General features: G+C 69.2%; 23 protein-coding genes. 10 read left to right on the forward strand and 13 right to left on the reverse strand.

Annotated features, from left to right (window positions below):
• Positions 1-6: 6 nt before the first annotated feature.
• Entirely contained in the window at positions 7-1,104 is a 1,098-nt protein-coding gene (locus HV742_RS11310; RefSeq protein ID WP_175145169.1) for a transglutaminase-like domain-containing protein, read from the reverse strand.
• 134 nt (positions 1,105-1,238) lie between these two features.
• Between HV742_RS11310 and selD the strand changes: the two genes are divergently transcribed.
• Positions 1,239-2,300 (forward strand): selenide, water dikinase SelD, encoded by a 1,062-nt coding sequence (gene selD, locus HV742_RS11315; RefSeq protein WP_175145171.1) that lies wholly within the window; start codon positions 1,239-1,241, stop codon positions 2,298-2,300.
• Positions 2,301-2,367: 67 nt separating this feature from the next.
• Here selD and HV742_RS11320 read toward each other — a convergent pair whose 3' ends face one another.
• Together HV742_RS11320 and HV742_RS11325 are read right to left on the reverse strand one after the other, a co-directional pair.
• Positions 2,368-4,440, reverse strand: a complete 2,073-nt coding sequence (locus HV742_RS11320; RefSeq protein WP_240317371.1) for an LTA synthase family protein — start codon at positions 4,438-4,440, stop codon at positions 2,368-2,370.
• A gap of 240 nt (positions 4,441-4,680) precedes the next feature.
• Positions 4,681-5,607, reverse strand: a complete 927-nt coding sequence (locus HV742_RS11325; RefSeq protein ID WP_175145173.1) for a LysR substrate-binding domain-containing protein — start codon at positions 5,605-5,607, stop codon at positions 4,681-4,683.
• Between the two features lie 171 nt (positions 5,608-5,778).
• Between HV742_RS11325 and HV742_RS11330 the strand changes: the two genes are divergently transcribed.
• Together HV742_RS11330 and HV742_RS11335 are read left to right on the forward strand one after the other, a co-directional pair.
• Positions 5,779-6,009: a DUF2917 domain-containing protein gene (locus tag HV742_RS11330; RefSeq protein WP_081273524.1), complete on the forward strand. Its 231-nt coding sequence runs from the start codon at positions 5,779-5,781 to the stop codon at positions 6,007-6,009.
• Positions 6,006-6,650 (forward strand): 2-hydroxychromene-2-carboxylate isomerase, encoded by a 645-nt coding sequence (locus tag HV742_RS11335; RefSeq protein ID WP_175145174.1) that lies wholly within the window; start codon positions 6,006-6,008, stop codon positions 6,648-6,650. Before HV742_RS11330 ends, HV742_RS11335 begins: the two co-directional genes overlap by 4 nt.
• Before the next feature lie 280 nt (positions 6,651-6,930).
• Here HV742_RS11335 and HV742_RS11340 read toward each other — a convergent pair whose 3' ends face one another.
• The gene (locus HV742_RS11340; protein ID WP_175145176.1) at positions 6,931-7,308 is read right to left on the reverse strand and encodes a DUF779 domain-containing protein; all 378 of its coding nucleotides are present in this window, start codon (positions 7,306-7,308) and stop codon (positions 6,931-6,933) included.
• An 88-nt stretch (positions 7,309-7,396) separates the two neighbouring features.
• The gene (adh, locus tag HV742_RS11345; protein ID WP_006384406.1) at positions 7,397-8,926 is read right to left on the reverse strand and encodes an aldehyde dehydrogenase; all 1,530 of its coding nucleotides are present in this window, start codon (positions 8,924-8,926) and stop codon (positions 7,397-7,399) included.
• A 226-nt stretch (positions 8,927-9,152) separates the two neighbouring features.
• On the opposite strand from adh, the gene HV742_RS11350 reads away from it, so the two are divergent.
• On the forward strand, positions 9,153-11,036 hold the full coding sequence (locus HV742_RS11350; protein ID WP_175145179.1) for a sigma-54-dependent Fis family transcriptional regulator: 1,884 nt from the start codon (positions 9,153-9,155) through the stop codon (positions 11,034-11,036).
• A 109-nt stretch (positions 11,037-11,145) separates the two neighbouring features.
• Here HV742_RS11350 and trpC read toward each other — a convergent pair whose 3' ends face one another.
• From trpC to rpe, 6 genes are all read right to left on the reverse strand, one after another.
• Positions 11,146-11,934: an indole-3-glycerol phosphate synthase TrpC gene (gene trpC, locus HV742_RS11355; RefSeq protein WP_054419334.1), complete on the reverse strand. Its 789-nt coding sequence runs from the start codon at positions 11,932-11,934 to the stop codon at positions 11,146-11,148.
• Positions 11,931-12,962, reverse strand: coding sequence for an anthranilate phosphoribosyltransferase (trpD, locus tag HV742_RS11360; RefSeq protein WP_049070803.1), 1,032 nt, complete (start codon positions 12,960-12,962; stop codon positions 11,931-11,933). The genes trpC and trpD overlap by 4 nt, the downstream gene beginning before the upstream one ends.
• 12 nt (positions 12,963-12,974) lie before the next feature.
• Entirely contained in the window at positions 12,975-13,541 is a 567-nt protein-coding gene (locus HV742_RS11365) for an aminodeoxychorismate/anthranilate synthase component II (protein ID WP_175145181.1), read from the reverse strand.
• Positions 13,542-13,599: 58 nt separating this feature from the next.
• A complete protein-coding gene (gene trpE, locus HV742_RS11370; RefSeq protein WP_024067527.1) occupies positions 13,600-15,120 on the reverse strand; it encodes an anthranilate synthase component I in 1,521 nt (506 codons plus the stop codon).
• Positions 15,121-15,396: 276 nt separating this feature from the next.
• A complete protein-coding gene (locus HV742_RS11375) occupies positions 15,397-16,104 on the reverse strand; it encodes a phosphoglycolate phosphatase (protein WP_175145183.1) in 708 nt (235 codons plus the stop codon).
• A gap of 12 nt (positions 16,105-16,116) precedes the next feature.
• Complete coding sequence (gene rpe, locus HV742_RS11380; protein WP_049070804.1) at positions 16,117-16,836, reverse strand: ribulose-phosphate 3-epimerase; 720 nt, start codon at positions 16,834-16,836, stop codon at positions 16,117-16,119.
• 45 nt (positions 16,837-16,881) lie between these two features.
• Between rpe and apaG the strand changes: the two genes are divergently transcribed.
• The 5 genes from apaG (at position 16,882) to HV742_RS11405 (ending at position 21,716) form a co-directional block, all read left to right on the forward strand.
• Positions 16,882-17,256, forward strand: a complete 375-nt coding sequence (gene apaG, locus HV742_RS11385; RefSeq protein ID WP_049070807.1) for a Co2+/Mg2+ efflux facilitator ApaG/CorD — start codon at positions 16,882-16,884, stop codon at positions 17,254-17,256.
• 41 nt (positions 17,257-17,297) lie between these two features.
• Positions 17,298-18,596: a murein transglycosylase A gene (mltA, locus tag HV742_RS11390; protein ID WP_049070809.1), complete on the forward strand. Its 1,299-nt coding sequence runs from the start codon at positions 17,298-17,300 to the stop codon at positions 18,594-18,596.
• A complete protein-coding gene (locus tag HV742_RS11395) occupies positions 18,593-19,762 on the forward strand; it encodes a UbiH/UbiF family hydroxylase (RefSeq protein ID WP_068951391.1) in 1,170 nt (389 codons plus the stop codon). The genes mltA and HV742_RS11395 overlap by 4 nt, the downstream gene beginning before the upstream one ends.
• Positions 19,763-19,892: 130 nt before the next feature.
• A complete protein-coding gene (locus HV742_RS11400) occupies positions 19,893-20,696 on the forward strand; it encodes a DsbC family protein (RefSeq protein WP_049070812.1) in 804 nt (267 codons plus the stop codon).
• A 63-nt stretch (positions 20,697-20,759) separates the two neighbouring features.
• Positions 20,760-21,716, forward strand: coding sequence for a D-2-hydroxyacid dehydrogenase family protein (locus HV742_RS11405; RefSeq protein ID WP_175145185.1), 957 nt, complete (start codon positions 20,760-20,762; stop codon positions 21,714-21,716).
• Between the two features lie 328 nt (positions 21,717-22,044).
• Here HV742_RS11405 and ttcA read toward each other — a convergent pair whose 3' ends face one another.
• A complete protein-coding gene (gene ttcA, locus HV742_RS11410) occupies positions 22,045-23,061 on the reverse strand; it encodes a tRNA 2-thiocytidine(32) synthetase TtcA (protein WP_068951393.1) in 1,017 nt (338 codons plus the stop codon).
• A gap of 2 nt (positions 23,062-23,063) precedes the next feature.
• A complete protein-coding gene (gene folB / locus HV742_RS11415; protein WP_006392515.1) occupies positions 23,064-23,423 on the reverse strand; it encodes a dihydroneopterin aldolase in 360 nt (119 codons plus the stop codon).
• Positions 23,424-23,545: 122 nt separating this feature from the next.
• On the opposite strand from folB, the gene HV742_RS11420 reads away from it, so the two are divergent.
• Positions 23,546-24,448: an NAD(P)/FAD-dependent oxidoreductase gene (locus HV742_RS11420; protein WP_175145187.1), complete on the forward strand. Its 903-nt coding sequence runs from the start codon at positions 23,546-23,548 to the stop codon at positions 24,446-24,448.
• Positions 24,449-24,546: the final 98 nt, after the last annotated feature.

Genomic DNA, 24,546 nt, shown 5'->3' on the forward strand with positions numbered 1-24,546 from the left:
GCCCGCTCAGGTGGACAGCGGGCGCGCGGTCAGGGTGTAGCGGAAGCTGTCGGGGTCGAGGCTGTCCAGCCGGCCGTCCGCGGTTTCGCCGTTGGGGTACATCAGGAAGGGCACCGGGCCGTGGGCGGTGCCGGGCAAGGCGACGTCGTGGCCGTGGTTGTAGGCGACCCAGTTCATTTCCCAGGCGCCGAACAGCATGACGCGGGCGCTGCGCACGCGGGCATCGGTGGCCGGCAGGTCGCCGGGCGGCTCTTCCAGCATGACCTTGCGCACGTCCGCCGGGTCGACCGGGATCCAGCCGTAGCCGTCGGCGTAGAACTCGGCGCGGCAGTGCTGTGCTTTCGTCACGTCGCCGGCCTTGCCCAGGCTCTTGAAGCCGAGCTGCGAGTCGGCCACGCGCAGGCCGTAGGCGTCGCGTGCCGGGATTCCGGAAGCGCGCGCCAGGGCCACGAACAGCGCGTTGATATCGGCGCATTTGCCGTTCAGGTCGTTGGCGGTGAGCATGTAGCGCACGTCGCCGGTGCCGCAGCCGCGGGTGGAGGCGGTGCGGCAGGTGTTGTCGACCACCCAGTCATAGATCGCCCGGGCCCGCGCCAGCGTGCCGTGGTGACCCTGGGTGATGCGGTCGGCGGTGGTCTTGACGATGCCGTCGGTGGGCAGCAGTGCGGTCGGCTTAAGGAATTCGCGCAGCGTGGCGGCGCTTTCACGCGGCGCGCCGGGGGGCGGCTGGGTCAGGTCGACGCGGCGGTTGCGGGTCTGGAAGCGGCTGGTCACCGTGACCTCGCGCGGCGCCTGGGCGTCGGGCCATTGCACGGCGAGCATGCGCACGTCGTAGCCGGGGGCCTGCACCAGCTGCGCGGCCCCGCCGCCGCTGACCAGCCAGGCGCTTTGCGCGCCGCGCTGGTAACCGGTGTCGGTGGCATAGGGCAGCGGAATCCAGAGGCGCGGGTGGGCGCCGGGATCGCGGACCTGGATGTGGGTGGTCAGTTCGAAGCCGCGCCAGTCGGCGCTGACGGGCGCCTGTTCGGCGCGGGCGGCCAGGTGCAAGGCGGCCTGGGCGGCGCACAGCGCGCCCGAGAAACGGAGAAAGTGTCGGCGATCCATGAAGCCCTCACGCACGGTGAAGTTTGGCTGTCGGTGCGCCCGGTGGCGGGCGGCCGTCCGTTGCTGCCCGATCATCATAGGGCCATTCGGGGGCGCGATGCTATCCTTTTCCCATCACTTACGGAGAGACTGACATGACTCAGGATGCAGCGTCCGCGGCGGTGCCGCGCTTGACTTCGCTGTCGCACGGCGGCGGCTGCGGTTGCAAGATCGCGCCCGGCGTGCTGTCGCAATTGCTGGCCCGCTTCGGGCCGGCCGCCAGCTACCCCAACCTGCTGGTGGGCACCGAGACAGCCGACGATGCGGCGGTCTACCGGCTCAACGACGAGCAGGCCCTGATCGCGACCACCGACTTCTTCATGCCGATTGTCGACGATCCCTACGACTTCGGCCGCATCGCCGCGACCAACGCGCTGTCGGACGTGTACGCCATGGGCGGCACGCCGATCATGGCGCTGGCGATCGTCGGCATGCCCATCAACGTGCTGCCGCACGATGTCATCGCCGAGATCCTGCGCGGCGGCGAATCGGTGTGCAAGGACGCGGGCATTCCGGTGGCCGGCGGCCACAGCATCGACTCGGTCGAGCCGATCTACGGCCTGGCGGCGATGGGGCTGGTGCATCCGGACCGCATCAAGCGCAACGCCGACGCGCGCGCCGGCGACGTGCTGGTGCTGGGCAAGGGCCTGGGCGTGGGCATCCTGTCGGCGGCGCTCAAGAAAAACCGGCTGGACGCGGATGGCTACCGCGTGATGATCGAGACGACCACGCGCCTGAACCGACCGGGCGCGGCGCTCGCGGCGCTGGACGGCGTGCACGCCATCACCGACGTCACCGGCTTCGGCCTGCTTGGCCACGCGCTGGAAATGGCGCGCGGCGCGGGGCTGACCGCGACCCTGCGGCGCGAGGCCCTGCCGTGGCTGCCGGGCGTGCAGGCTTTGGCCGCCGACGGCGTGATCACCGGCGCCTCCGGCCGCAACTGGGCCTCGTACGGCGAATCGGTACGGCTGGGGGCGGGCGTGACCGACGTCGAACGGGCATTGCTGACCGATCCGCAGACCTCCGGGGGCCTGCTGGTGGCGTGCGCGCCGCAAGCGGCGCAGGCGGTGCTGGACCTGTTCCGCGAGCAGGGCTTCGCCGACGCCGCGGTAATCGGCGAGATGACGGCGGGAGACGCGCTGGTGCGCGTGGACTAGCGGGTCTTGCGGCAACGCTGCCCGGCTTGCCGGCGGCCGGATTCCGATCGGCGCGCGGCGACGCGGCTCAAGGCCGCTCCGGGCGCGATGGCAGTTGGTGCTGCACCTGGTAGTTGATCTGCCATTGCAGCAGCGGGCCGTAGGCGTCGAGCCGGGCCAGTTCGGCGGCCTGCTCCGGCGTGGCGTCGCGCTCGTCCGCCAGCGCCAGGCCGGTGCCGTCCGCCCACGGCCGGATGCGGCCGGGACGGTCGCGCTGGTAAGCGCCCTCGCGCGTGATCAGCAGGCGCGGATTGTTGAAGCCGAAGCACCACTGCGGGTCTGGCCGCGCGGCCAGCAGGTCGCAGCCGCTGCGGAAATAGGGCGTGTCCGGCAGGCTCAGGTGATAGAGCGTCGGCAGGATGTCCTTGTGGCTGCCGGGACGCGACGGGTCATAGGTCGATTGCCCCCGATAGGCGGGTGGGACATACAGGTAGAACGGCACCGCGTGTGCCAGCACGGCGTCGCTGTCGAGCGCATAGTCGACGCCCAGGATGTTGTGGTCGCCGGTGACGGCGACAATGGTGCGGGCACCGCTCGGCGAGGCCTTCAGACCGGTCAGGAAGCGGCCCAATTGATCATTCGCGTAGCGCAACGTGTCGAAGGCTTCGTCCAGGCCGGTCCAGTTGGCGTAGTAGGGCAGCCGTTCGATCTCGCCCAGGTCGAGGCCGCCGCGTTGGCCGCCCTCGGGCACCAGGAAGGGCGGATGGTGGGTGGTGGACAGGGCCATGATGAGCAGGCGCTCGCCGTCGCGGTCGGCCCGCGCCAGTCGTTCGCCGATATAGCGGAACATGTATTCGTCCGGCACGCCCCAGACGCCGGGCTGCGCCTCGGGGTAGTGCTGCCGCAACCCCAACTGGTCGACGAACTCCTGCGCGCCCAGATGGCTGGCGAAGCGGCCCAGGTTGCGCCAGGTGGCCGTGCCCGAGGTGACGAACACCACGCGGTAGCCACGCGCCAGGAACGGCGCGAAGGCGTTGCTGGCGAAGGTGGCGCTGGCCGCCGACGACTGGCTCGTGGCAGGTATCGGGCTGCGCACCAGCAGGCGGCTGAGGCTGTCGATGGTGCCGTTGCCCTCTGACAGGAAGCGGTCGAAGCGCCAGTCCTCGCGCCAGTGCGGCCGCAGCGCGCCCAGCAGGTCGCGGCCGGGGCGGTCGTACATGTTCATGTGGTGGCCCATGCTTTCCATGACCTGCAGCACGATGTGCGGCGGCCGTTCGCGCGCCCGCGGGTTGGCGCCGGTCGTGGCCATGAAGGGCCTCAGGCCGTGGTCCGGCCGACCCAGGAAGCGCAGGTAGAGCCGCGCGCCCTCCTCGTCGGTGACGTTCGTGAAGCGCTTGTCGTTGTCGCGCTCGGACAGCGCCCAGAAAAAAGCCGAAATGCCGTTGGGCGCGATGTCGTTGAGCAGCCGCAGCGAGGAAATGCCCGTGTCGTCCTTGTTGAGCGGGAAGGTGCCGAGCGAGCCGCGGCAGGCCAGCACGGTCACGCCCAGGATCAGCAGCATCCGCAAGGCGCTGGGCGCCAGCGGCCGCCGCGCCAGGCGCGCGCGCAGCACCCGGGCGCGCCAGCGGCACGCCAGCCAACTGGTCGCGGCCAGCACCGCCGCCAGCAGCGCCAGCGTGCGCAGCACCGGATAGCCGTGCCACAACGTCGCCACGATGGCGCGGGTGTCGTCATCGATCAGGCCGAACACGAAGATGTCGATCGAGCGCGAGAAGGTGGCGAAGTAGCACACGCTCACCACCGTGCTGGCGGCGAACAGCGTCGCCATCACGGCGCCCAGGTAGGGCAGGCAACGCAGCCACAGCGCCTGCGCCGCCGGCCGCGCGGCCAGCAGCAGGGCGGCCAGCAGCGGCGCGGAGAACGCGATGGCCGCGACCTTGATGTCGAACAGCAGGCCGATCGCCAGGGTGCGGTTGATGTCCTGCGGCAAAGCGGCGTAGGCGCCCGGCGGCGCATAGGTCGCCAGCAGGTAGACGCGGCCGGCGCCTTGCGCCAGCACCGAGACCAGCCACGGCGCCAGCAGGATCAGGAAGGAACGCTGGAAGTTGATGAACCAGGCTTGCCAGGCGTCCGCGGAACGGAAGCGCTTCATCTGCGTCATGAAAGAAATGCGGGGCGTTGCCGCGAAACGGCGGCAACAGGCCGCGCCCGCCGTCGGGACGGTGGGTACGGGGTTCATTCGCAGGGGAGCTCGGAGCCGTGCGGGGATGCAGGCCGCAATCTACAGGAGGGGCAACGCGAATCTATGAAGGTTTGTATAGAACTTGTAGCGGGCTGCCCAGACCATCGGCCGGTGCGTTGGTCTGAAAAGGCCGGCATGTCCGCGGGCGAACCGCATTTGTCAGTCTTGTTCAGGGGTCAACAGGCGCGCGGTGGCCGCGGCCTGCTGCACCAGCCAGCGCGTCACGATCTCGGCGTCGGGGGTGCTGCGGCGCGCATTGCGCACCAGCCAGTAGGCATGCTCGGTGGCATCGGCCGGCTGGCCGTCGACCGCGGCCAGGCGCCGGTCCGCCAACATCGGCGCGATCAGCGCCAGCCGCCCGAGCGCGATGCCATGGCCGGCCAGCGCCGCATGCACGATCTGGTCGTACTGGTTGAAGCGCAACATGCCCTTGGGCCGCACCCGGCCCAGGCCGCGCGCGTTGAGCCATTCCGACCATTGCAGCCAGGGGCGGGTGGGGTCGTCGAATTCCAGCAGCACGTGCCGCTGCAGCTCGCGCGCGTCCAGGGCGCGGGCCTTGAGCGAAGGATGCGCCACCGGCACCACCGACTCGCCGAACAGCCAGACGGCGCCGTCCGGCACCGTGTCGCGCAGGCTGTAGCGAATGGCGATGTCGACGCTCTCGCGATCGATGTCGATGACGCGGTTGTCGGCCGCGACGCGCACGTCGATATTGGGATAGGCGGCCTGGAAGTCGCCCAGCCGCGGCAGCAGCCAGAGCGAGGCCACGCCGATGGTGGTGGTGACGGTGACCGGGGTGCGGCGCTCCGGCGCGCGCAACTGCTCGGTCAGGTCGCCGAGCTGGCTCAGCCATCCGTCCGCCATGCGGAACAACTGTGCGCCCTCGGACGTGAACGAGACGCTGCGAAAGCCCCGCAACAGCAGCGGCACGCCCAGGTGCGCTTCCAGCGCGCGGATCTGCCGGCTGACGGCCGATTGCGTCACGTGCAGGTCCTGTGCCGCCAGCGTGATGCTCATGCGCCGGCCCACGGCGACGAAGCCTCGCACCAGATCAAGCGGGGGAAGTTTGGCTAGCGGGTATGACATGCGTAAAACTCATGCGTAGGCGGCGGAAATGTCGCTTGTGCAATATAACGCCTGCGGCGTCCAATAGGACTCAGACGACGGGCGAAGCGGCAACACGCCAACCGCGCCCGGCACGCTGGACGCCGTTGCGGCGGAGGATGCGCCATGATCCGGTTATGTTGCACTGCGGGAATGTCATTTCATTTGACCCGGGGTTCGACTATGCTGCTCAAGCGTGCCTCGGGCCTGCGTATCGAGTGTCATGCCGGCACGGTCTGGTTGTCCGAATACCGTTGCCCGGACGACAGCGTGCTGCGGGCCGGCGAGTCCATCACGGTGGACAGCGATCGAGACGTCGTCCTCAGCGGCCTGCCGGATGCGCGGGTCGCCCTGGTTTCCCAGCCGTTGGAGCTTGTGCCATGAATGCGCCCCTGTCCACCACGCCCCGCCTCGAGATGTGGTTCGATTTCGCCAGCCCCTACAGCTATCTGGCGATCGAGCGCATCGCCGGCCTGGCGGCGCAGGCGGACGTGCGCGTCGACCTGCGACCGTTCCTGTTGGGTCCGATCTTCCAGGCCCAGGGTTGGAATGACACGCCGTTCCGCCTGTTTCCCGGCAAGGGCGCCTACATGATGCGCGATATCGCGCGTCTGGCCGAAAAGTACGGCGTGCCCTACAACCGGCCGCGCCTGTTCCCGCGCATGAGCGTGCTGCCGGCGCGCATCGCGCTGCTGGGCGAGGACGAGCCCTGGGGCCGGGATTTCAGCCTGGCGGTGTTCCGCGCCAATTTCCAGCGCGACGAGGACATCCAGGCCGAGGACGTGGTGCACGCGTTGCTGACCGAGCTGTCGCTGGACGCCGACGGGCTGATCGCGCGCGCCAAGTCGGAAGCCGCCAAGGAAGCGCTGCGCCGCCGGGTCGATGAGGCTCGTCACCTGGGCCTGTTCGGAGCGCCGACGTTCCTGGTGGATGGCGAAATGTTCTGGGGCAACGACCGCCTCGAGGACGCGCTCGAATGGACCCGCCGCGCGCCCGTCAGCGCCTGGGCCCCCGCGGCCGGCTGAGGCCGCCAGGTCCGCTTTTCCTCCTGGCCGCGGCCTCGCGGCAATCTTGCAGAATTTCTCCGCCAACGCTTTTCCCACAATGAAAAACAGCAGCAGTCCGCTACGTGGCGCACCCATGCCGGGTGGCCGTTCGTTCACGCAATTCCGCGCCGCGCGCATCCGCCGCGTGTCGTTCCAGTGGCAACAGCAGGTGACCTGTGGCGCCGAGCCGGCACCCAAGGGCGGCGGACCGCGGCGTTCCTGACGCGCCACGCCCGCCGGGCGGCTCCGCAGGCCGGTTTCAGCCGCGCGAGACCGGGGCCACGTGGGCCCACTCGTCGTCGGAGTACAGCCGCGACCGCAGCAGGAAGCGTTGTCCTTCGGCGCTGTCGAGCGAAAACGCGCCGCCGCGTCCAGGCACCGCGTCGATGATGAGCTGAGTGTGCTCCCAGTAGGCGAACTGGTCTTCGCCCATGTAGAACGGGCAGCCCTCCAGTTCGCCCAGCAGCACGTCCGAGCCGCCCACCATGAATTCACCCTGCGCGTAGCACATGGGCGAACTGCCGTCGCAGCAGCCGCCCGACTGGTGGAACATCAGCGGGCCGTGCTTGGCGCGCAAGGTTTCGATCAGCGCGCGCGCCGCGTCGGTGGCGACCACGCGCGGAGTGGGTCCTGGCATGATGCAACTCCCGCGACGCCACGCCGGCGCGGCGCGGCCGACCCGGCATGGGTCGATCCGCGACGCACCGGCGGGCATCGCCCGTGGGTCAGAAGAAACCCAGTTTCTTGGGCGAGTAGCTCACCAGCAGGTTCTTGGTCTGCTGGTAGTGGTTGAGCATCATCTTGTGGTTCTCGCGGCCGATCCCGGACTGCTTGTAGCCGCCGAACGCGGCGTGCGCCGGATAGGCGTGGTAGCAGTTGGTCCAGACCCGCCCGGCCTTGATGGCGCGGCCCATGCGATAGCACGTGTTGGCGTCGCGCGACCAGACCCCCGCGCCCAGGCCGTAGAGCGTGTCGTTGGCCAGCGCCAGCGCGTCGTCGGCGTCCTTGAACGTGGTCACCGCCACCACCGGCCCGAAGATCTCTTCCTGGAACACGCGCATCTTGTTGTGGCCCTTGAAGACGGTGGGCTGCACGTAGTAGCCGCCTTCGAGCGCGCCCGGCAACTGCGCGCGCGCGCCGCCGGCCAGCACCGCCGCGCCCTCCTGCTTGCCGATGTCGAGGTACGACAGGATCTTCTCCAGCTGCTCGGTGGAGGCCTGCGCGCCCAGCATGGTGTCGCCATCGAGCGGGTTGCCCTGCTTGATCTCGGCCACGCGCTTGAGCGCGCGCTCCATGAACCTGTCGTAGAGCGATTCCTGGATCAGCGCCCGGCTGGGGCAAGTGCAGACTTCGCCCTGGTTCAGCGCGAACATGACGAAGCCTTCGATGGCCTTGTCGAGGAAGTCGTCGTCCTGCGCCGCCACGTCGGCAAAGAAGATGTTGGGCGACTTGCCGCCCAGCTCCAGCGTCACGGGGATGATGTTCTGCGACGCGTACTGCATGATCAGGCGGCCCGTGGTGGTCTCGCCGGTGAAGGCGATCTTGGCGATGCGCTTGCTGGAGGCCAACGGTTTGCCCGCTTCCAGGCCGAAGCCGGTGACCACGTTGACCACGCCCGGCGGCAGCAGGTCGCCGATCAGTTCCATCAGCAGCAGGATGCCCAGCGGCGTCTGCTCGGCCGGTTTGAGCACCACGCAGTTGCCCGCCGCCAGCGCCGGCGCCAGCTTCCACGCGGCCATCAGGATGGGGAAGTTCCACGGGATGATCTGGCCGACCACGCCCAGCGGCTCGTTGAAGTGGTAGGCGACGGTGTCGTGGTCGATCTCGGACAGCCCGCCTTCCTGGCTGCGGATGCACGAGGCGAAGTAGCGGAAGTGGTCGATCGCCAGCGGGATGTCGGCGGCGCGGGCCTCGCGGATCGGCTTGCCGTTGTCCCAGGTCTCGGCGGTGGCCAGGCGTTCCAGGTTGGCCTCCATCACGTCGGCGATACGCATCAGGATCTGCGCGCGCTCGGCGGCCGGGGTCGCACCCCATTTGGGCGCGGCGCGATGCGCCGCATCCAGCGCCAGCTCGATGTCGCGCTCTTTCGAGCGGGCGTTGCGGGTCAGCACCTGGCCGGTGACCGGCGTGACGTTGTCGAAGTATTCGCCGTCGGCGGGCGCCTGCCATTTGCCGTCGATGAAGTTGTCATACTGCGTCCTGAGGTCCAGGCGCGTGCCATAGGATTCGGGGGTGACGCGGGTCGCGATGTCCATGCTTGTCTCCGTATAGTCGGTGTAACGGCAGTCGGGTGCCTGCTTCGTATCAAGCAAACCGCGTGCCATGTCGGGGGACGCGGCTGGACAAGCGCGCATGCCGCGTGCGAAAGTAGATTGCCACGCGCCGGCAGGGGCGTGGGCGGCGTTTCGCCGCTACCGGGTGTCGCGTTTCGCGACACTGTCGCGGAACAGGTGTCGCAGAACACCGTCCAAGGAGACATGCATGGCCACTCAATCCGGTCGGCACCCGCTGACGCAAGCGCGCCAGCTGTTCAACCAGCAGGGCGTGGTGCCCGGCGGCCTGGTCGCCGAACCCATCCTGCGATCCTGGCGCCGCTGCGCCGACCTGGGTTTCGACATGCGCGGCAAGCGCCGCGCCGAGCCCATGACCGCCGCCGAACTGCGCGAGGCACGCCAGCGCAACGAGGCCTTGCGGCGGCTGTCCGAACCCGCCATGTCGCTGCTGCGCCGCGAAGGCGGCAGCGACGGCCTGGTGATCCTGTCGGACGCCCAGGGCCTGGTGCTGGACAGCGACGGCGACATCGATTTCGCGCAACGCGCCTCGCGCGTCGCGCTGATGCCCGGGGCGGCCTGGGACGAGGCCGGCGCGGGCACCAACGCCATCGGCACGGCGCTGGTGGAAGGCCGTTCACTGGTGGTGCACGGCGCCGAACACTATTTCGAACCCAACCGCATCCTGACCTGCGCCGCGGTGCCGATCACCGACAGCGAAGGGCGCATGCTGGGCGTGCTGGATCTTTCCAGCCCCGCGCGCGAGGTGCGCCCCGACGTGCTGGCGCTGGTGCGGGCCGCCGTCGACCTGATCGAGCACCGGCTGTTCGACAGCGCGCACGAATCCTGCGCGGTGCTGCGCCTGCATGCCGACCGTTCCGCGTTGGGCACGCCGGGCGAGGCCTTGCTGGCCTTCGAGGGCGACCTGCTGGTGGGCGCCAACCGCCGCGCCATGCAGGTGCTGGGCCTGGCGTCCACGGCGCTGGGCGTCTATCGCTACGCCGACCTGTTCGAGGGCGTCATGGAACAGGCGCCCGACGCGGCCGGGCGGGTGCAGGCGCGCGGCGGCGCGGTCTACCACGCGCGCCTGCGCCTGCCCCGGTCGCGGCCGACGGTCGCCCCGCAACCGGCGCTGCGCCTGCCGGCCACGGCCGCGCTGCCGGCGCCCCAGACCCAGCGCGATGCCGCCAGCTTCGACGCGGCCACGCTGGGCGCGCTGGCGCGCGCGGTGCATCTGTCGGACGCGGGCGTATCGATTCTGCTGCAGGGCGAGACCGGCGCGGGCAAGGAGGTCTTCGCGCGCCAGTTGCATGCGCGCAGCCGGCGCGCGGCCGGCCCGTTCGTGGCGGTCAATTGCGCCGCGCTGCCCGAAAGCCTGATCGAATCCGAACTGTTCGGCTATGAAGACGGCGCCTTCACCGGCGCGCGCCGCCAGGGCAGCAAGGGCCTGCTGCGGCAGGCGCATGGGGGCGTGCTGTTCCTGGACGAGATCGGCGACATGCCGCTGGCGCTGCAGGCGCGCCTGTTGCGGGTGCTGCAATCGCGCGAGGTGTCGCCGCTGGGCGCGGCGCGGCCGGTGGCGGTGGACTTCGCGCTGGTGTGCGCGACCCATCGCGCGCTGGCGCATGATGGCCCGGACGCGCCGGTGCGCCCTGATCTGTACTTCCGTATCGCCGAATACACCGTGACGCTCGCGCCGCTGCGCGCCCGCCCCGACCTGCGCGAATTACTGCGCACGCTATGGGCCGCGCAGGGCAGCGGGCCGGCGCTGCCGGGCGGCATCGAGGACGCGCTGGCGCAATACGCCTGGCCCGGCAACTATCGCCAGATGGCCGCGGTGCTGCGCACGCTGCACGTGCTGGCGGGCGCGTCCGGCAGGGTCGATGAAGAAATGCTGCCGGCGGACATCCGCGGCATGCCGGCGGCGCCGGCGTCCGCCGGCGCGCCCAGCCTGCAGGCCATGGCCGACGAGGCGATCCGCGCGGCGCTGGCCGCGCACGCCGGCAACGTCAGCGCCGCGGCGCGCGCCCTGGGCGTGCATCGCAGCACGTTGTACCGACGCGCGGCGGCGCTGGGGCTGGCACGGCCGGGTTGAATCGACGCGCATGCAAGAGCACGCATGCAACAACACGCATGCATGAACATGCAAAGACGCCGTGGCGCGCCGCGCCCCGTGCCGTGCATGGCGCGGGACCGGCGGCGGTTCAGCCGACCACGCGGGCCAGCTCGGCGCCCGGGTCCTGGGCGCGCATGAAGGCCTCGCCCACCAGGAAGGCGTCGACCTTGTGCGCTCGCATCAGCTTCACGTCTTCCGGCTTGAGGATGCCGCTTTCCGTCACCACGCGCTTGCCGGCGGGAATGCGCGGCAGCAGGTCCAGCGTGTTCTGCAGGCTGGTCTCGAAGGTGCGCAGGTTGCGGTTGTTGATGCCCAGCAGCGGCGTCTTCAGCGTCAGCGCGATGTCCAGTTCCTGGGCGTCGTGCACTTCCACCAGCACGTCCATGCCCAGTTCCATGGCCAGCGTTTCCATCTCGCGCAGCTGCGTGGGCGTGAGCGCGGCGACGATCAGCAGCACGCAGTCGGCGCCCATCGCGCGGGCGGCGATGATCTGGTAGGGATCGATCACGAAGTCCTTGCGCAGCACCGGCAGCGAGCAGGCGGCGCGCGCCTGGCGCAGGTGGTCGTGCGAGCCCTGGAAGAACTGCACGTCGGTCAGCACCGACAGGCAGGCGGCGCCATGCACGGCATAGGAGGCCGCGATTTCAGCGGGCTGAAAGGTCTCGCGCAGCACGCCCTTGGACGGCGACGCTTTCTTGATTTCGGCGATGACGCCGGCCTTGCCCTGCGAGATCTTGTCTTCGATGGCCTGGGCAAAGCCGCGCACGTCCTGGCGCGCCTGCGCTTCGCGCAGGACTTCGGCTTCGCTGCGCATCTGGCGCGCGGCGGCGACTTCCTCGGCCTTGACGGCGAGGATCTTCGCGAGAATATCGTTCATTTCTGGAATTTCCGGGTATATGCGCAGAAATCTTCCAGCTTGGCTCGCGCCGCGCCGGTGGAAATCAGTTCAAATGCTAGCGCTAACGCTGCGGGAATGGAATCGGCTTTGTTGCCTGCGTAAATGGCGAGACCCGCATTCAGCGCGACGATGTCGCGGGCGGTGCCCTCGACATTGTCCAGCGCCTCTATGACAAGCTCGCGCGACTGTTCGCGATTGGACACCTTGATGCTGCGATTGGACATCATGGATAGCCCGTAGTCCTCGGGGTGGATCTCGTACTCGCTGACCTTGCCGTCCTTGAGTTCGCCCACCATGGTGGCGCCGCCGAGCGAAGCCTCGTCCATGCCGTCCTTGCCGTGCACCACCAGCACGTGGCGCGAGCCCAGGCGTTCCAGCACGCGTACCTGGATGCCCACCAGGTCGGGGTGGAACACGCCCATCAGCTGGTTGGCGGCGCCGGCCGGGTTGGTCAGCGGGCCGAGGATGTTGAAGATGGTGCGCACCGCCAGTTCCTTGCGGACCGCGGCCACGTTCTTCATGGCGCCGTGATGGGCGGGCGCGAACATGAAGCCGATGCCGGTGGCCTGGATGCACTCGGCCACCTGTTCGGGCGTCAGCACCAGGTTGGCGCCCAGCGCTTCCAGCACGTCGGCGCTGCCGCTCGACGAGGACGCGCTGCGGTTGCCGTGCTTGGCGATCGGCACGCCGGCCGCCGCCGCCACGAACATGGCGGTGGTGGAGATGTTGAAGGTGTGGCTGCCGTCGCCGCCGGTGCCGCACATGTCGAGCAGGTCTTCGGGGTTGGGCGTGACCACCGGCGTGGCGAACTCGCGCATGACCTGCGCGGCCGCGGTGATTTCACCCACCGTTTCCTTTTTCACGCGCAGACCCATCAGCAGGGCGCTTGCGATCTGCGGCGACATCTCGCCGCGCATCAGCATGCGCATCAGATGCAGCATTTCGTCGTGGAAAATTTCGCGGTGTTCGATACAGCGCGTCAGCGCTTCGGAGGGGGAGATCGTCACGGTGCGTCCTTCTTAGGCGAGGTTCAGGAAATTGCACAGCAGGGCGTGGCCGTGTTCGCTGAGCACGGATTCGGGGTGGAACTGTACTCCGTACAGGGGCAGCGTCTTGTGGCGCACGCCCATGATGTCGCCGTCCGGCGCCGTGGCGGTCACGGCCAGGCACTCGGGCAGCGTCGCCGGGTCGATGGTCAGCGAGTTGTAGCGGATGACAGTGTACGGCGTCGGCAGGTCGGTGAAGATGTCCGTCCCGGTATGCGAGATGCGCACGGTCTTGCCGTGCATGATCTGCTGGGCGCGGACGATGTTGCCGCCGTAGGCGGCGCCGATGGCCTGGTGGCCCAGGCACACGCCCAGGATCGGCTTCTTGCCGGCAAAGGCCTGGATGACGGGCACCGAGATGCCGGCCTCGGCCGGCGAGCACGGGCCGGGCGACACGCAGATGCGGTCGGGGTTGAGCGCGGCGATCTCTTCCAGGGTGATCTGGTCGTTGCGCGCCACGCGCACGTCCTCGCCCAGTTCACCGAAGTACTGGACCAGGTTGTAGGTAAACGAGTCGTAGTTGTCGATCATCAACAGCATTTTTTTCTCCAGGCGGGCCGATTCGCGGCCCGGGGCGGTCATTGGGGCGGCGGGCGTCTCAGATGGGCTCGTCCAGGCCGTGCTGGACCTGCTCGGCGGCGCGCAGCACGGCGCGGGCCTTGGCCTCGGTCTCGGCCCATTCGGCTTCGGGGTTGGAGTCGGCCACGATGCCGGCGGCGGCCTGCACGTACAGCGTGCCGTCCTTGATGACGCCGGTGCGGATGGCGATGGCCACGTCCATTTCGCCGCCGTAGCTGAGGTAGCCGGCCGCGCCGCCGTAGATGCCGCGGCGCACGGGCTCGAGCTCGTCGATGATCTTCATGGCCTCGACCTTGGGCGCGCCGGTCAGGGTGCCGGCCGGGAACGAGGCGCGCAGCACGTCCATGCTGCTCATGCCGGGATTCAGGTTGCCGGTGACGTTGGACACCAGGTGCATCACGTGCGAATAGCGCTCGATCACCATGGTGTCGCTGACCTTGACCGACCCCACCTCGGCGACGCGGCCGACGTCGTTGCGGGCCAGGTCGATCAGCATCACGTGCTCGGCCACTTCCTTGGGGTCGGCCTTGAGCTCGGCGGCCAGGGCGGCGTCTTCCTCGGGCGTGGCGCCGCGCTTGCGGGTACCGGCCAGCGGGCGGATGGTGACCTGCGACTTGGGCGCGCCGTCCACCACCACGCGCTCCTGGCGCACCAGGATCTCGGGCGACGCGCCCACCACCTGGAAGTCACCGAAGTTCCAGAAGTACATGTAGGGGGAGGGGTTGAGCGACCGCAGGGCGCGGTACAGCGAGAGGGGGGAGTCGCGGAAGGGCTTGGCGATGACCTGGCCGATCTGCACCTGCATCAGGTCGCCGGCGGCGATGTGTTCCTTGGCGCGGTGCACGGCCGCCAGGTAGTCTTCCTTCTTGAAGTCGCGCCGCTCTTCGGTCTGCATGCTGGCGTGGCTGTAGGGAATTTCCACCGGGCGTCGCAGGCGCGCGCGCAGGTCGTGCAGGCGCTGCTGGGCGCGGCTGTAGCTTTCGGGCTGGCCCGGGTCGGCGTAGACCATCAGGTAGATGCGGCCGGCCAGGTTGTCGACGATGACCAGTTCGTCCACGTGCATCAGCATCAGGTCGGGCGTGCCGCCTTCCATGCCGGCCGGGAACGGCTTCACGGCGGGACCCAGGCACGGTTCGATGTGGCGCACGGTGTCGTAGCCGAAGTAGCCGGCCAGGCCGCCGCAGAAGCGCGGCATGCCGGGGCGCAGGGCCACCTTGAAGCGGGCCTGGTACTGCTCGATGAAGGCCAGCGGGTCGCCGTCGTGGGTTTCCACGACCTTGCCGTCGTGCAGCACTTCGGTGCGGGTGCCGCTGGCGCGGATCACCGTGCGGGCCGGCAGGCCGATGAACGAGTAGCGGCCGAAGCGCTCGCCGCCCACCACCGACTCCATCAGGCAGGTCATGCGGCCGGCCTGCGGGCCGGCATGGGCCAGCTTCAGGTAGATGCCCAGCGGGGTGTCCAGGTCGGCGTAGGTCTCGGCCACCAGCGGGATGCGGTTGTAGCCTTGGGCGGCGAGGGCTTTGAATTCGATTTCGGTCATGGCGGGTCTCGTGGGCGATGGGTATCTGCTTGGGACCGGGCGCACAACAAAAAGCCCGGTCCAGGTTACTGGTTCCGGGCTTGGCTCTGTGTTCTACACAGTATCGGCGCTTGGAGGCGGGGACGCGTCCAGGGCCGGGAAGGGAATCATCGCCACCCGGAAGACAAACGCCACCAGCGCCACGAGGCGCCGAGCATTTGGTTCTGGATGGAAACGTTCATCAGGAGGATATCGGTTCGATAGTCAGGTATGCCGTCAAGGGCGCGGACCCTAGCTTCAGGCCTGGGCTTTCGCGGCGTTCTGGTTCTGATTCCAGAGCGCCACCCACTGGGCGGCGTTGACGAGCGTGTCCACTATACCATCGACATCGAGCTCGCGCACGTCACGGCCTTCGTTGTAACCGTAAGGCACCACCAGCACCTGGGTGCCGGCGCTGCGGCCGGCCTGGGCGTCGTTGATGGAATCGCCGATGGTGACGGCCTCGGCCACCGTCACGCCCAGCAGTTCGCAGGCGTGCAGCACCTGGTCGGGGTCGGGTTTGCGGCGGGCGCAGGTGTCGCCGCACACCACCGCGTCGAAGAACCCGGCCAGGCCGGTGCGTTGCAGCAGCGGCAGGGTGAATTCGGTGGGCTTGTTGGTGACCACGGCCAGCTTCAGGCCCTGGTCGCGCATGTGCTTGAGCCCTTCCATGACGCCCGGGTAGACCTGGGCGCGTTCGCCGTTGACCAGGTGGTAGTGGCGGTAGAAGGCCTCGCGCGCCCGGGCGAAGTCCTCGGGCGACGGATCGGCGGCGTCCAGGCTGCCGGCCAGGCTGCGGCGCACCAGGTTGTCCACCCCCTTGCCGACGAAGGTGGCCACGACATCCTCGCGCAGCGCGATCATGCCGAGTTCCACGCGCATGGCGTTGGCCGCGAAGGCCAGGTCGGGGATGGAGTCGAGCAGGGTGCCGTCCAGGTCCAGCAGCGCGGCGCGGAAGGGAGTCATGGCGGGTATTCCTCAGACGGCGGTGGTTTCGCCGATGGCGATCTGCTCGCGCATGGACTTGATGATGCCGGGGTAGTCGGGCTTGCCGAAGATGGCCGAGCCGGCCACGAAGGTGTCGGCGCCGGCGCGGCGGATTTCGGCGATGTTGTCGATCTTCACGCCGCCGTCCACCTGCAGCACGATTTCGTGGCCGCCGGCCTGGGTCCAGGCGTCGATGCGGGCGCGGGCCTCGCGCAGTTTGGTCAGCGCGCCGGGGATGAAGCTCTGGCCGCCGAAGCCAGGGTTGACCGACATGATCAGCACCAGGTCGACCTTGTCCATGACGTGGTCCAGGTACGACAGGGGCGTGGCGGGGTTGAACACCAGGCCGGCCTTACAGCCGTTCTCGCGGATCAGCGACAGGGTGCGGTCGACGTGGCGGCTGGCTTCCGGGTGGAAGCTGATGTAGTTGGCGCCGGCCTTGGCGAACATCGGCACCAGGGCGTCCACCGGCTCGACCATGAGGTGCACGTCGATCGGCACGGAAACATGGGGACGGATCGCCGCGCAGACCATCGGGCCGATGGTCAGGTTGGGCACGTAGTGGTTGTCCATCACATCGAAATGGATCCAGTCGGCGCCGGCGGCGACCACGTCACGCACTTCCTCGCCCAGGCGGGCGAAGTCGGCGGACAGGATGCTGGGGGTGATGCGGGTGGTGGTAGACATGGTGTTCGGGGTGGGTGAAGGCATAATGTGCCATTATTGCAGCTTGCTCGTGCCACACAGGAAAGGACTGTGAAACCCTACGACCTGAGCGTCTCTGTCACTCCGCGCTTCGTGCCTGAACAGTCCGATCCCGGCGAGCAGCAATTCGTGTTCGCCTATACCGTGCGCATCACCAATACCGGGGAACACCCGGCCCAGGTGATCAGCCGCCACTGGATTATCACCGATGGCAACCAGCGCGTGCAGGAAGTGCGCGGGCTGGGCGTCGTGGGCCAGCAGCCCCTGCTGGCGCCCGGCGAGACCTTCGAATACACCAGCGGCTGCCCCTTGCCCACGCCGGTCGGCACGATGCGCGGCACCTACCATTGCGTCGGCGAGAACGGCATTCCGTTCGAAGTGCCGATTCCCGAATTCGTCCTGGCCATGCCGCGTACCCTGCATTGACGCGGGGCGCGGCCATACGTTGTACGGTTTTCCATCTGCTCATGAAGCGCATTCTTAGCCTGTCCGTGCTGTCGGTCCTGCTGGCGGCATGTACCACCCCCTCGGAGATCCCGCCCGAATCCGGCGAACCCGGCGCTGGCGCGCGCCCCACGGCCGTCGATGGCCCGCTGGTGGTGCCGGCGCTGTCGGCCCTGCCCGATACGCCGCCCCGCGCGCTGGCCGGCAAGTACAAGGCCGGCACCTGGGCCGAGATGCCGGGCTGGACCAATGACGATCTGGCCCAGATCTGGCCCCTGTTCCTGCGCAACTGCAAGGGGCTGATGCGCCCGACCAGCGGCAACCTGGCCGCGCCGGCGCGCGCCACCCCGCGCGCCTGGCAGCCGGTGTGCGCCGCGGCGGCCGATCCGTCGCGGGCGCCGGCCGCCAACGACCCCGAGGGCGTGCGCCGCTTCCTGCAGACCTACCTGCAACCCTGGCGCCTGAACGCCGCCGACGGCAAGCCGGCCACCAATACCGTCACCGGCTATTACGAGCCGCTGGTGCGCGGTTCGCGCCGCCAGGGCGGCAACTATCAATGGCCCCTGTACGCGGTGCCGGCCGACCTGCTGACCATCGACCTGGGGTCGGTCTATCCGGAACTGGCTGGCAAGCGCGTGCGCGGCAAGCTCGACGGCAAGCGCGTGGTGCCCTATGACACCCGCGCGGCCATCGAGTCGACCGGCCGCCGTCCGCCGGTGGTGGTGTGGGTCGACGACCCGGTCGACAACTTCTTCCTGCAGGTGCAGGGTTCGGGCCGCGTGCTGCTGACCGATGGCCCCGACAGCGGCAAGACCATCCGCGTGGCCTACGCCGACCACAACGGCCAGCCCTACGTGTCCATCGGCCGCTGGCTGGCGGACCGCGGCGAGCTGTCGGCCGACCAGGCCTCGATGCAGAACATCCGCGCGTGGGCGCAGCGCAATCCCAAGCGCGTGCCCGAGATGCTCAACGCCAACCCGGCGGTGGTGTTCTTCCGCGAAGAGCCGGTGATCGATCCCGAACTCGGCCCCAAGGGCGCCTATGGCGTCAACCTGGCGCCGAAACGCGCGATCGCGGTGGACGCCGGCTTCGTGCCGCTGGGCACGCCGGTGTTTCTGGCCACCACCTTCCCTGCCTCCGACCGGCCGTTGCAGCGCCTGGTGTTCGCGCAGGACACCGGCACCGCCATCCGCGGCGCGGCGCGCGCCGACTTCTACTGGGGCTACGGCGACGAGGCCGGCCAGCAGGCCGGGCGCATGAAGCAGCGCGGCCAGATGTGGCTGCTGTGGCCGAAACAGGCCGGGGAGCCGAGCGCAAGATGACACACCAGATCGTGGTTTGCGGGGCCGGCATCGTCGGCCTGTCCTCGGCCCTGGCGCTGGCCCGCCGCGGCCAGCGCGTGGCCCTGCTGGCGCCGCGCATGAGCGTGCCGCCGGCCGATCCCAACCATTACCACGCCCGCGTCTACGCCATTTCGCCCGCCAGCCAGCGTTTCCTGGCCGAGCTGGGCGTGTGGGACGCGCTGCCGTCGGCCCGCCTGACGCCGGTGCAGGCCATGGAGATCCATGGCGACGCCGATGGCCTGGTACACCTGAACGCCTGGCAGGCGGCCCTGCCGCAACTGGCCTGGATCGTCGAATCCGGCGAGATCGAGCGGGTGCTGATCCAGGCCGTGCGCATGTTCGGCATCCCCTGGCTTGAAGACCGCTGCACCGGCTACCAGGCTGGCACGGTGGAAACCGAGAGCGGCGCCCGCATCCAGGCCGAATTGTTCGTCGGCGCCGATGGCGCCGCTTCGCCACTGCGCACCGCCGCCGGCCTCAAGCACGACGCCGTGTCCTACCACGACACGGGGCTGGTGGTGAACCTGGACGCCGAGCGCGCCCACCAGGGCACCGCCTTCCAGTGGTTCCGCGACGACGGCGTGCTGGCGCTGCTGCCGCTGCCGGACACGGCGGACGGCCCGCAGGTGTCGATGGTCTGGTCGATGCGCGACGCGCAGGCCCGGGAATTGCTGGCCCTGCCGCCCGAGGAACAGGCCGCGCGGCTCGAATCGATGCTGGAACACGCGGCGCAGGGCCGCCTGGGCCGCCTGAAGGTGCGCAGCACGCTGCACGGTTTCCCGCTGACGCTGGAGCGCGCCCAGATGGTGGCGCCCGGCATCGCGCTGGCCGGCGACGCGGCGCATCGCCTTCACCCGCTGGCCGGGCAGGGCCTGAACCTGGGCCTGGGCGACGTCGAGGCGCTGGCTCGCACCGTGGCCGGACGCGAACCCTACCGCCAGGCCGGCGACCTGCGCGTGCTGCACCGCTACCAGCGCGCCCGCGCCGAGCCGGTGCTGGCGTTGCGGCTGGCCACCGACGGCCTGCACAAGCTGTTCGGCTCGCGCGCCACGCCGCTGGTGTGGCTGCGCAATGCCGGCATGCACTGGGTCGAGCGCGCGCCGCTGGTCAAGCGGCGCCTGATCGCCGGCGCATCGACGAATTAGGGACCGGTCCCGGGACGGAACCCGCCCGCGGCGGGCGTGTCTGATTCCCGGAAGGCCGGCCCGGGCCGGGCGCCGGATCGGTTACGCTTTCGGCCATCGAAGGCGAGACGTCACAAATACAGGAGTCCCCATGAATTTCCGTTTTTCCGCCGTGCTGGCGGCCTGCTTCATGGCCGCCGGGCTGGGCCTGTCGGCCGGCGCCCAGGCGCAGGCCAGCGGCGACAAGTCCGTCTCCACCAATTCGGTCGGCAAGGCGGACAAGGGCGGCAAGAGCTATTCCACCACCCAGGTGGCGCCGGCGGACCCCGTGGCGGACGCGGTCAAGGAACGTTTCAAGCAACGCTTCACCGGCATGGACGTGACCGCCGTGCGCCGCACGCCCTACGGCCTGTTCGAGGTGCAGCTGGGCATGGACCTGCTGTACACCGATGAAAAGGTGACCTGGGTCATGGAAGGGCCGTTGATCGACGCCATGACGCGCCGCGACGTCACCCGCGAGGCGCAGGAAAAGCTCGGCTCCATCCCGTTCGACCAGTTGCCGCTGGACCTGGCCATCAAGCAGGTCAAGGGCGACGGCTCGCGCAAGGTCGCCATTTTCGAAGACCCCAACTGCGGCTACTGCAAGCAGTTGCGCAAGACGCTCGAAGACGTGGACAACCTCACCGTCTACACCTTCCTGTACCCGATCCTGTCGCCGGACTCGAACACCAAGGTGCGCGATGTCTGGTGCGCGCCGGACCCGGGCAAGGCCTGGGACGACTGGATGCTGCGCGGCCAGAAGCCGGCCACCGCCAATTGCAGCGTGCCCGAGGACAAGCTGCTGGCGCTGGGCAAGCAACTGATGGTGCGCGGCACCCCCACCTTGTTCTTTGCCGACGGCACGCGCATCAGCGGCGCGCTGCCGCTGGACCAGCTCAAGGCACGACTGAACTGACCGGCGCGGGTCGCGTCGGCCGGGCGGCTGGCGCGGCAAGCGCCACGCCACCCGGAGACAGACTTGAAAATCGCAATACTCGACGATTACCACGACGTTGCCAAACGCTACGCGGACTGGGGTTCCCTGGGCGGCGACGCCGACGTGCGGATCTTCAACAACTTCATCCCCGACGACCAGGTCGAGGCGACGCTCGAACCGTTCGACGTGATCGTGGCCATGCGCGAGCGCACGCCGTTCCCGGCCGACCGCATCCGCGCGCTGCCCAACCTGCGCCTGCTGGTCACCACCGGCATGCGCAACAACGCTATCGACATGCCGGCCTGCGCCGCGCAGGGCATCGTGGTCAGCGGCGCGCCTGGCAGCGCCGACGCCAACACCGCCACCGCCGAACTGGCGTGGGCCCACATCCTGGCCCTGTTCAAGCACCTGCCCGCCGAGGACGCCGCCATGCGTCGCGGCATGTGGCAGACCGGCATGCCCGAGCCGCTGGCCGGCAAGCGCCTGGGCGTGCTGGGGCTGGGCAAGTTGGGCGCGGCGGTGGCCAAGGTGGGCCTCGCGTTCGGCATGGACGTGGTGGCCTGGAGCCCCAACCTGACCGACGAGCGCGCCGCCGAGGCGGGCGTCACGCGGGTCGACAAGCACGAGCTCTTCGCCACGTCCGACGTCGTCAGCCTGCACCTGATCCTGTCCGATCGCAGCCGCCACATCGTCGACGCCGCGGCGCTGGCCGCGATGAAGCCGACGGCCTACCTGGTGAACACCTCGCGCGCCGGCCTGGTGGACCAGGCGGCGTTGATGGACGCGCTGGTGAAATTCCGCATCGCCGGCGCCGGCCTGGATGTGTATCCGGAAGAGCCCTTGTCGCCCACCGACAGCGTGCGCGACCTGGACAACGTCATCCTGACGCCGCACCTGGGCTACGTCAGCCGCGAGAACTTCGAGGCCTTCTACCGCAACGCGCTGGAGGCCGTGAAGGCCTGGCGCGCCGGCCAGCCGGTGCGGGTGTTGAACGGCTGAGCCGGCAGGGGAAAGGCGACCCCCACGCCGCGCCTTCGGCTTTGCTGCCCCCCCGAGGGGGGGCGTTTTCATCTTGAGGCGGCTCGGCGATGAAAGGGCCCCCCACGCCGCGCCTTCGGCTTGCTGCCCCCCGAGGGGGGCGTTTTCATCTTGAGGCGGCTCGGCGATGAAAGGGCCCCCCACGCCGCGCCTTCGGCTTGCTGCCCCCCCGAGGGGGGCGCCTTTCATCTTGAGGCGGCTCGGCGATGAAAAGGCCCCGGCGCTTCGTCCCTCGCGGGTCGGAAGATCGGGGCCTTTTGCTGTCCGCGCCGGGCGCGGACGGGGGTGTTCAATTGCGGGTGAACACCACTTTCTTTTCGACGATGCCAGCCGCGTCGGACGTGGCGGGCGTATCGCCACAGGCTTCGTCCGCCTCATCCGACGGATCGACCGCGTCGAAGGCGGTGTCGCCGTTGGCGTCCGGCACGCCGGTCGGCTTGAGGCCGACGAAGTCGAACAGGTCGCGGTCCATCAGGTGCGACGGCACCACGCGCGACAGCGCGTTGAAGACGTTCCACGAGCGGCCCGGGTGCTGCTTGTCCCACTCCTTGATCATGCGGCCGACTTCCTTGCGCTTCAGGTTTTCCTGGGAGCCGCACAGGTTGCACGGAATGATCGGGAACTGCTTGAGTTCGGCGTAGGCGATCAGGTCGGTTTCCGGCACGTAGGCGAGCGGGCGGATGACGGTGTGGCGGCCATCGTCGGACACCAGCTTGGGCGGCATGCCCTTGGCCTTGCCGCCGTAGAACAGGTTCAGGAAGAACGTGCCCAGGATGTCGTCGCGGTGGTGGCCGAGCGCGATCTTGGTGGCGCCAAGTTCCGAGGCCACGCGGTACAGGATGCCGCGGCGCAGGCGCGAACAGAGCGAGCACATCGTCTTGCCCTCTTCGAGCACGCGCGTGACGATGGAATAGGTATCCTGCGTCTCGATGTGGAACGGCACGCCCAGTTCGGTCAGGTAGCGCGGCAGGATGTCGGCCGGAAAGCCGGGCTGCTTCTGGTCCAGGTTGACCGCGATCAGTTCGAACCGGAACGGCGCGCGCTTTTGCAGCTGGAGCAGGATGTCCAGCATGGCGTAGGAGTCCTTGCCGCCCGACAGGCACACCATGACGCGGTCGCCCGCCTCGATCATGTTGTAGTCGGAGAGGGCGCGGGTGGTCTCGCGCGCCAGGCGCTTGGTGAGCTTGTTGCCTTCGTGGCGGGCCTTCTTGTCGTCGGGGCCGGCCACGGAGACGGCGCGGGTCGGCGCCGCCGCGTCGGGAGAGTCCGCCACGGCGCGGATGTCGGGGGAGGCGATATCGTTCATGGTCAACGCGAGATCTGGATTTCCACGCCCACCGCCGCACAGTCGGAGAAGGCCATGGGCTTGCTGATGCGCAGGCGCAGCGAGCGGATTTCATGGAAGTCGGCCAACAGGCGCGCGGCGACTTGTTCCACCAGGGTTTCGATCAGGTTCACGTGCGCCTGGGTGCACTCCTCGACGATGGCCTCGCGCAGGCGGCGATAGTCCAGCACGCTGTGGATATCGTGATCGTCGACCGAGCGCTGGATATCGACGTCGAACTCGGCGTCGACGTGCAGCGGCTGGGTGGCGCGGCGTTCATGTTCGAGGATGCCGATGCGGGCGTCGAGCGCGAGCCCGGATAGGATGATGCGGCGAGTGGGCATGATGAAAACCTGGGTGGAATCCCGGAATTGTAAGGCGGCGCCGAACCGGGCCGGCGCGCTGGCTACAATTCGGCCATGGCCGGACGCCCGCGTGGGGGCGGCGACGGCAAACAAGGGATGAAATGCAACAGATGCACGATGCGGTCATTGTAGGCGGCGGCCCGGCCGGCGCCTCCTGCGCCCTCTGGCTGGCCCGGCTGGGCCTGGCGCCGTTGCTGGTCGAGGCCAGCGGCCGCCTGGGCGGGCTGGCCGTGGACAACCCCTTCGCCGACGACTGGATCGCGGTGCTGCCCGGCATGACCGGCCAGCAGGTAGCCGCCAATATCGATACCAGCGTGCGCGCCGCCGGCGTTCCGCTGCGCCTGGACACCCGGGTGACGGCGGTGCGGCCCTGCAAGGGCGGCATCGAGGCGACCCTTTCCGACGCCAAGGGGGACATATCGCTGGCGCGCGGCCGCACCCTGGTGATCGCCTCGGGCGTGCGCGCCAAGGGCTTTCCGGAACATCCGCCGGGTTCTCAGTGGCCGGGGGTGCTGATCGGGCCGGGTTCGCCGATCGTGGCGCAGGATTACTCCGGCCTGTCGGTGGCGGTGCTGGGGGGCGGCGACAACGCCTTCGAGAACTACGTCTATGTGCGCAACCGCGGCGCCCGCGCCGTGCACCTGTACGCCCGCAGCGTGCGGGCCCAGCAGCAGTGGGTGCTGCGCGCCGGCAAGGAAGGCGTGCGCATCGGCCCGTACCAGGTCGATCCGGCCACCCGCAGCGTCGACGGCCAGCGCTACGACCTGATCCTGGTGTTCTACGGCTGGGAGCCGCAGGCCGCGTTCGCCGACGGCCTGCAACTGGCGCGCGATGAGCGTGGCTACATCCGCACCGATTTCGCCACCGCCGAGACCAGCGTGCCGGACATCTATGCCATCGGCGAGGTGGCCCATCGCATGCATCCCTGCGTGGTCACGTCGATGGCGGACGGCGTGGTGGCCGCCAAGGCGATCCAGCGGCGTTGGGAGCGCGCCGGGGAATAACGCCGGGGCCGTTGTGCGGCGCCGCTGACATCACGCCCGTCGACGCCGCCATCGCGTCGCCGAATGTCCGACCCTGCAAACGGCCGGCATCGGGCGAC

This window comes from Achromobacter ruhlandii (assembly GCF_902859695.1).
Taxonomy (GTDB): domain Bacteria; phylum Pseudomonadota; class Gammaproteobacteria; order Burkholderiales; family Burkholderiaceae_B; genus Achromobacter; species Achromobacter ruhlandii.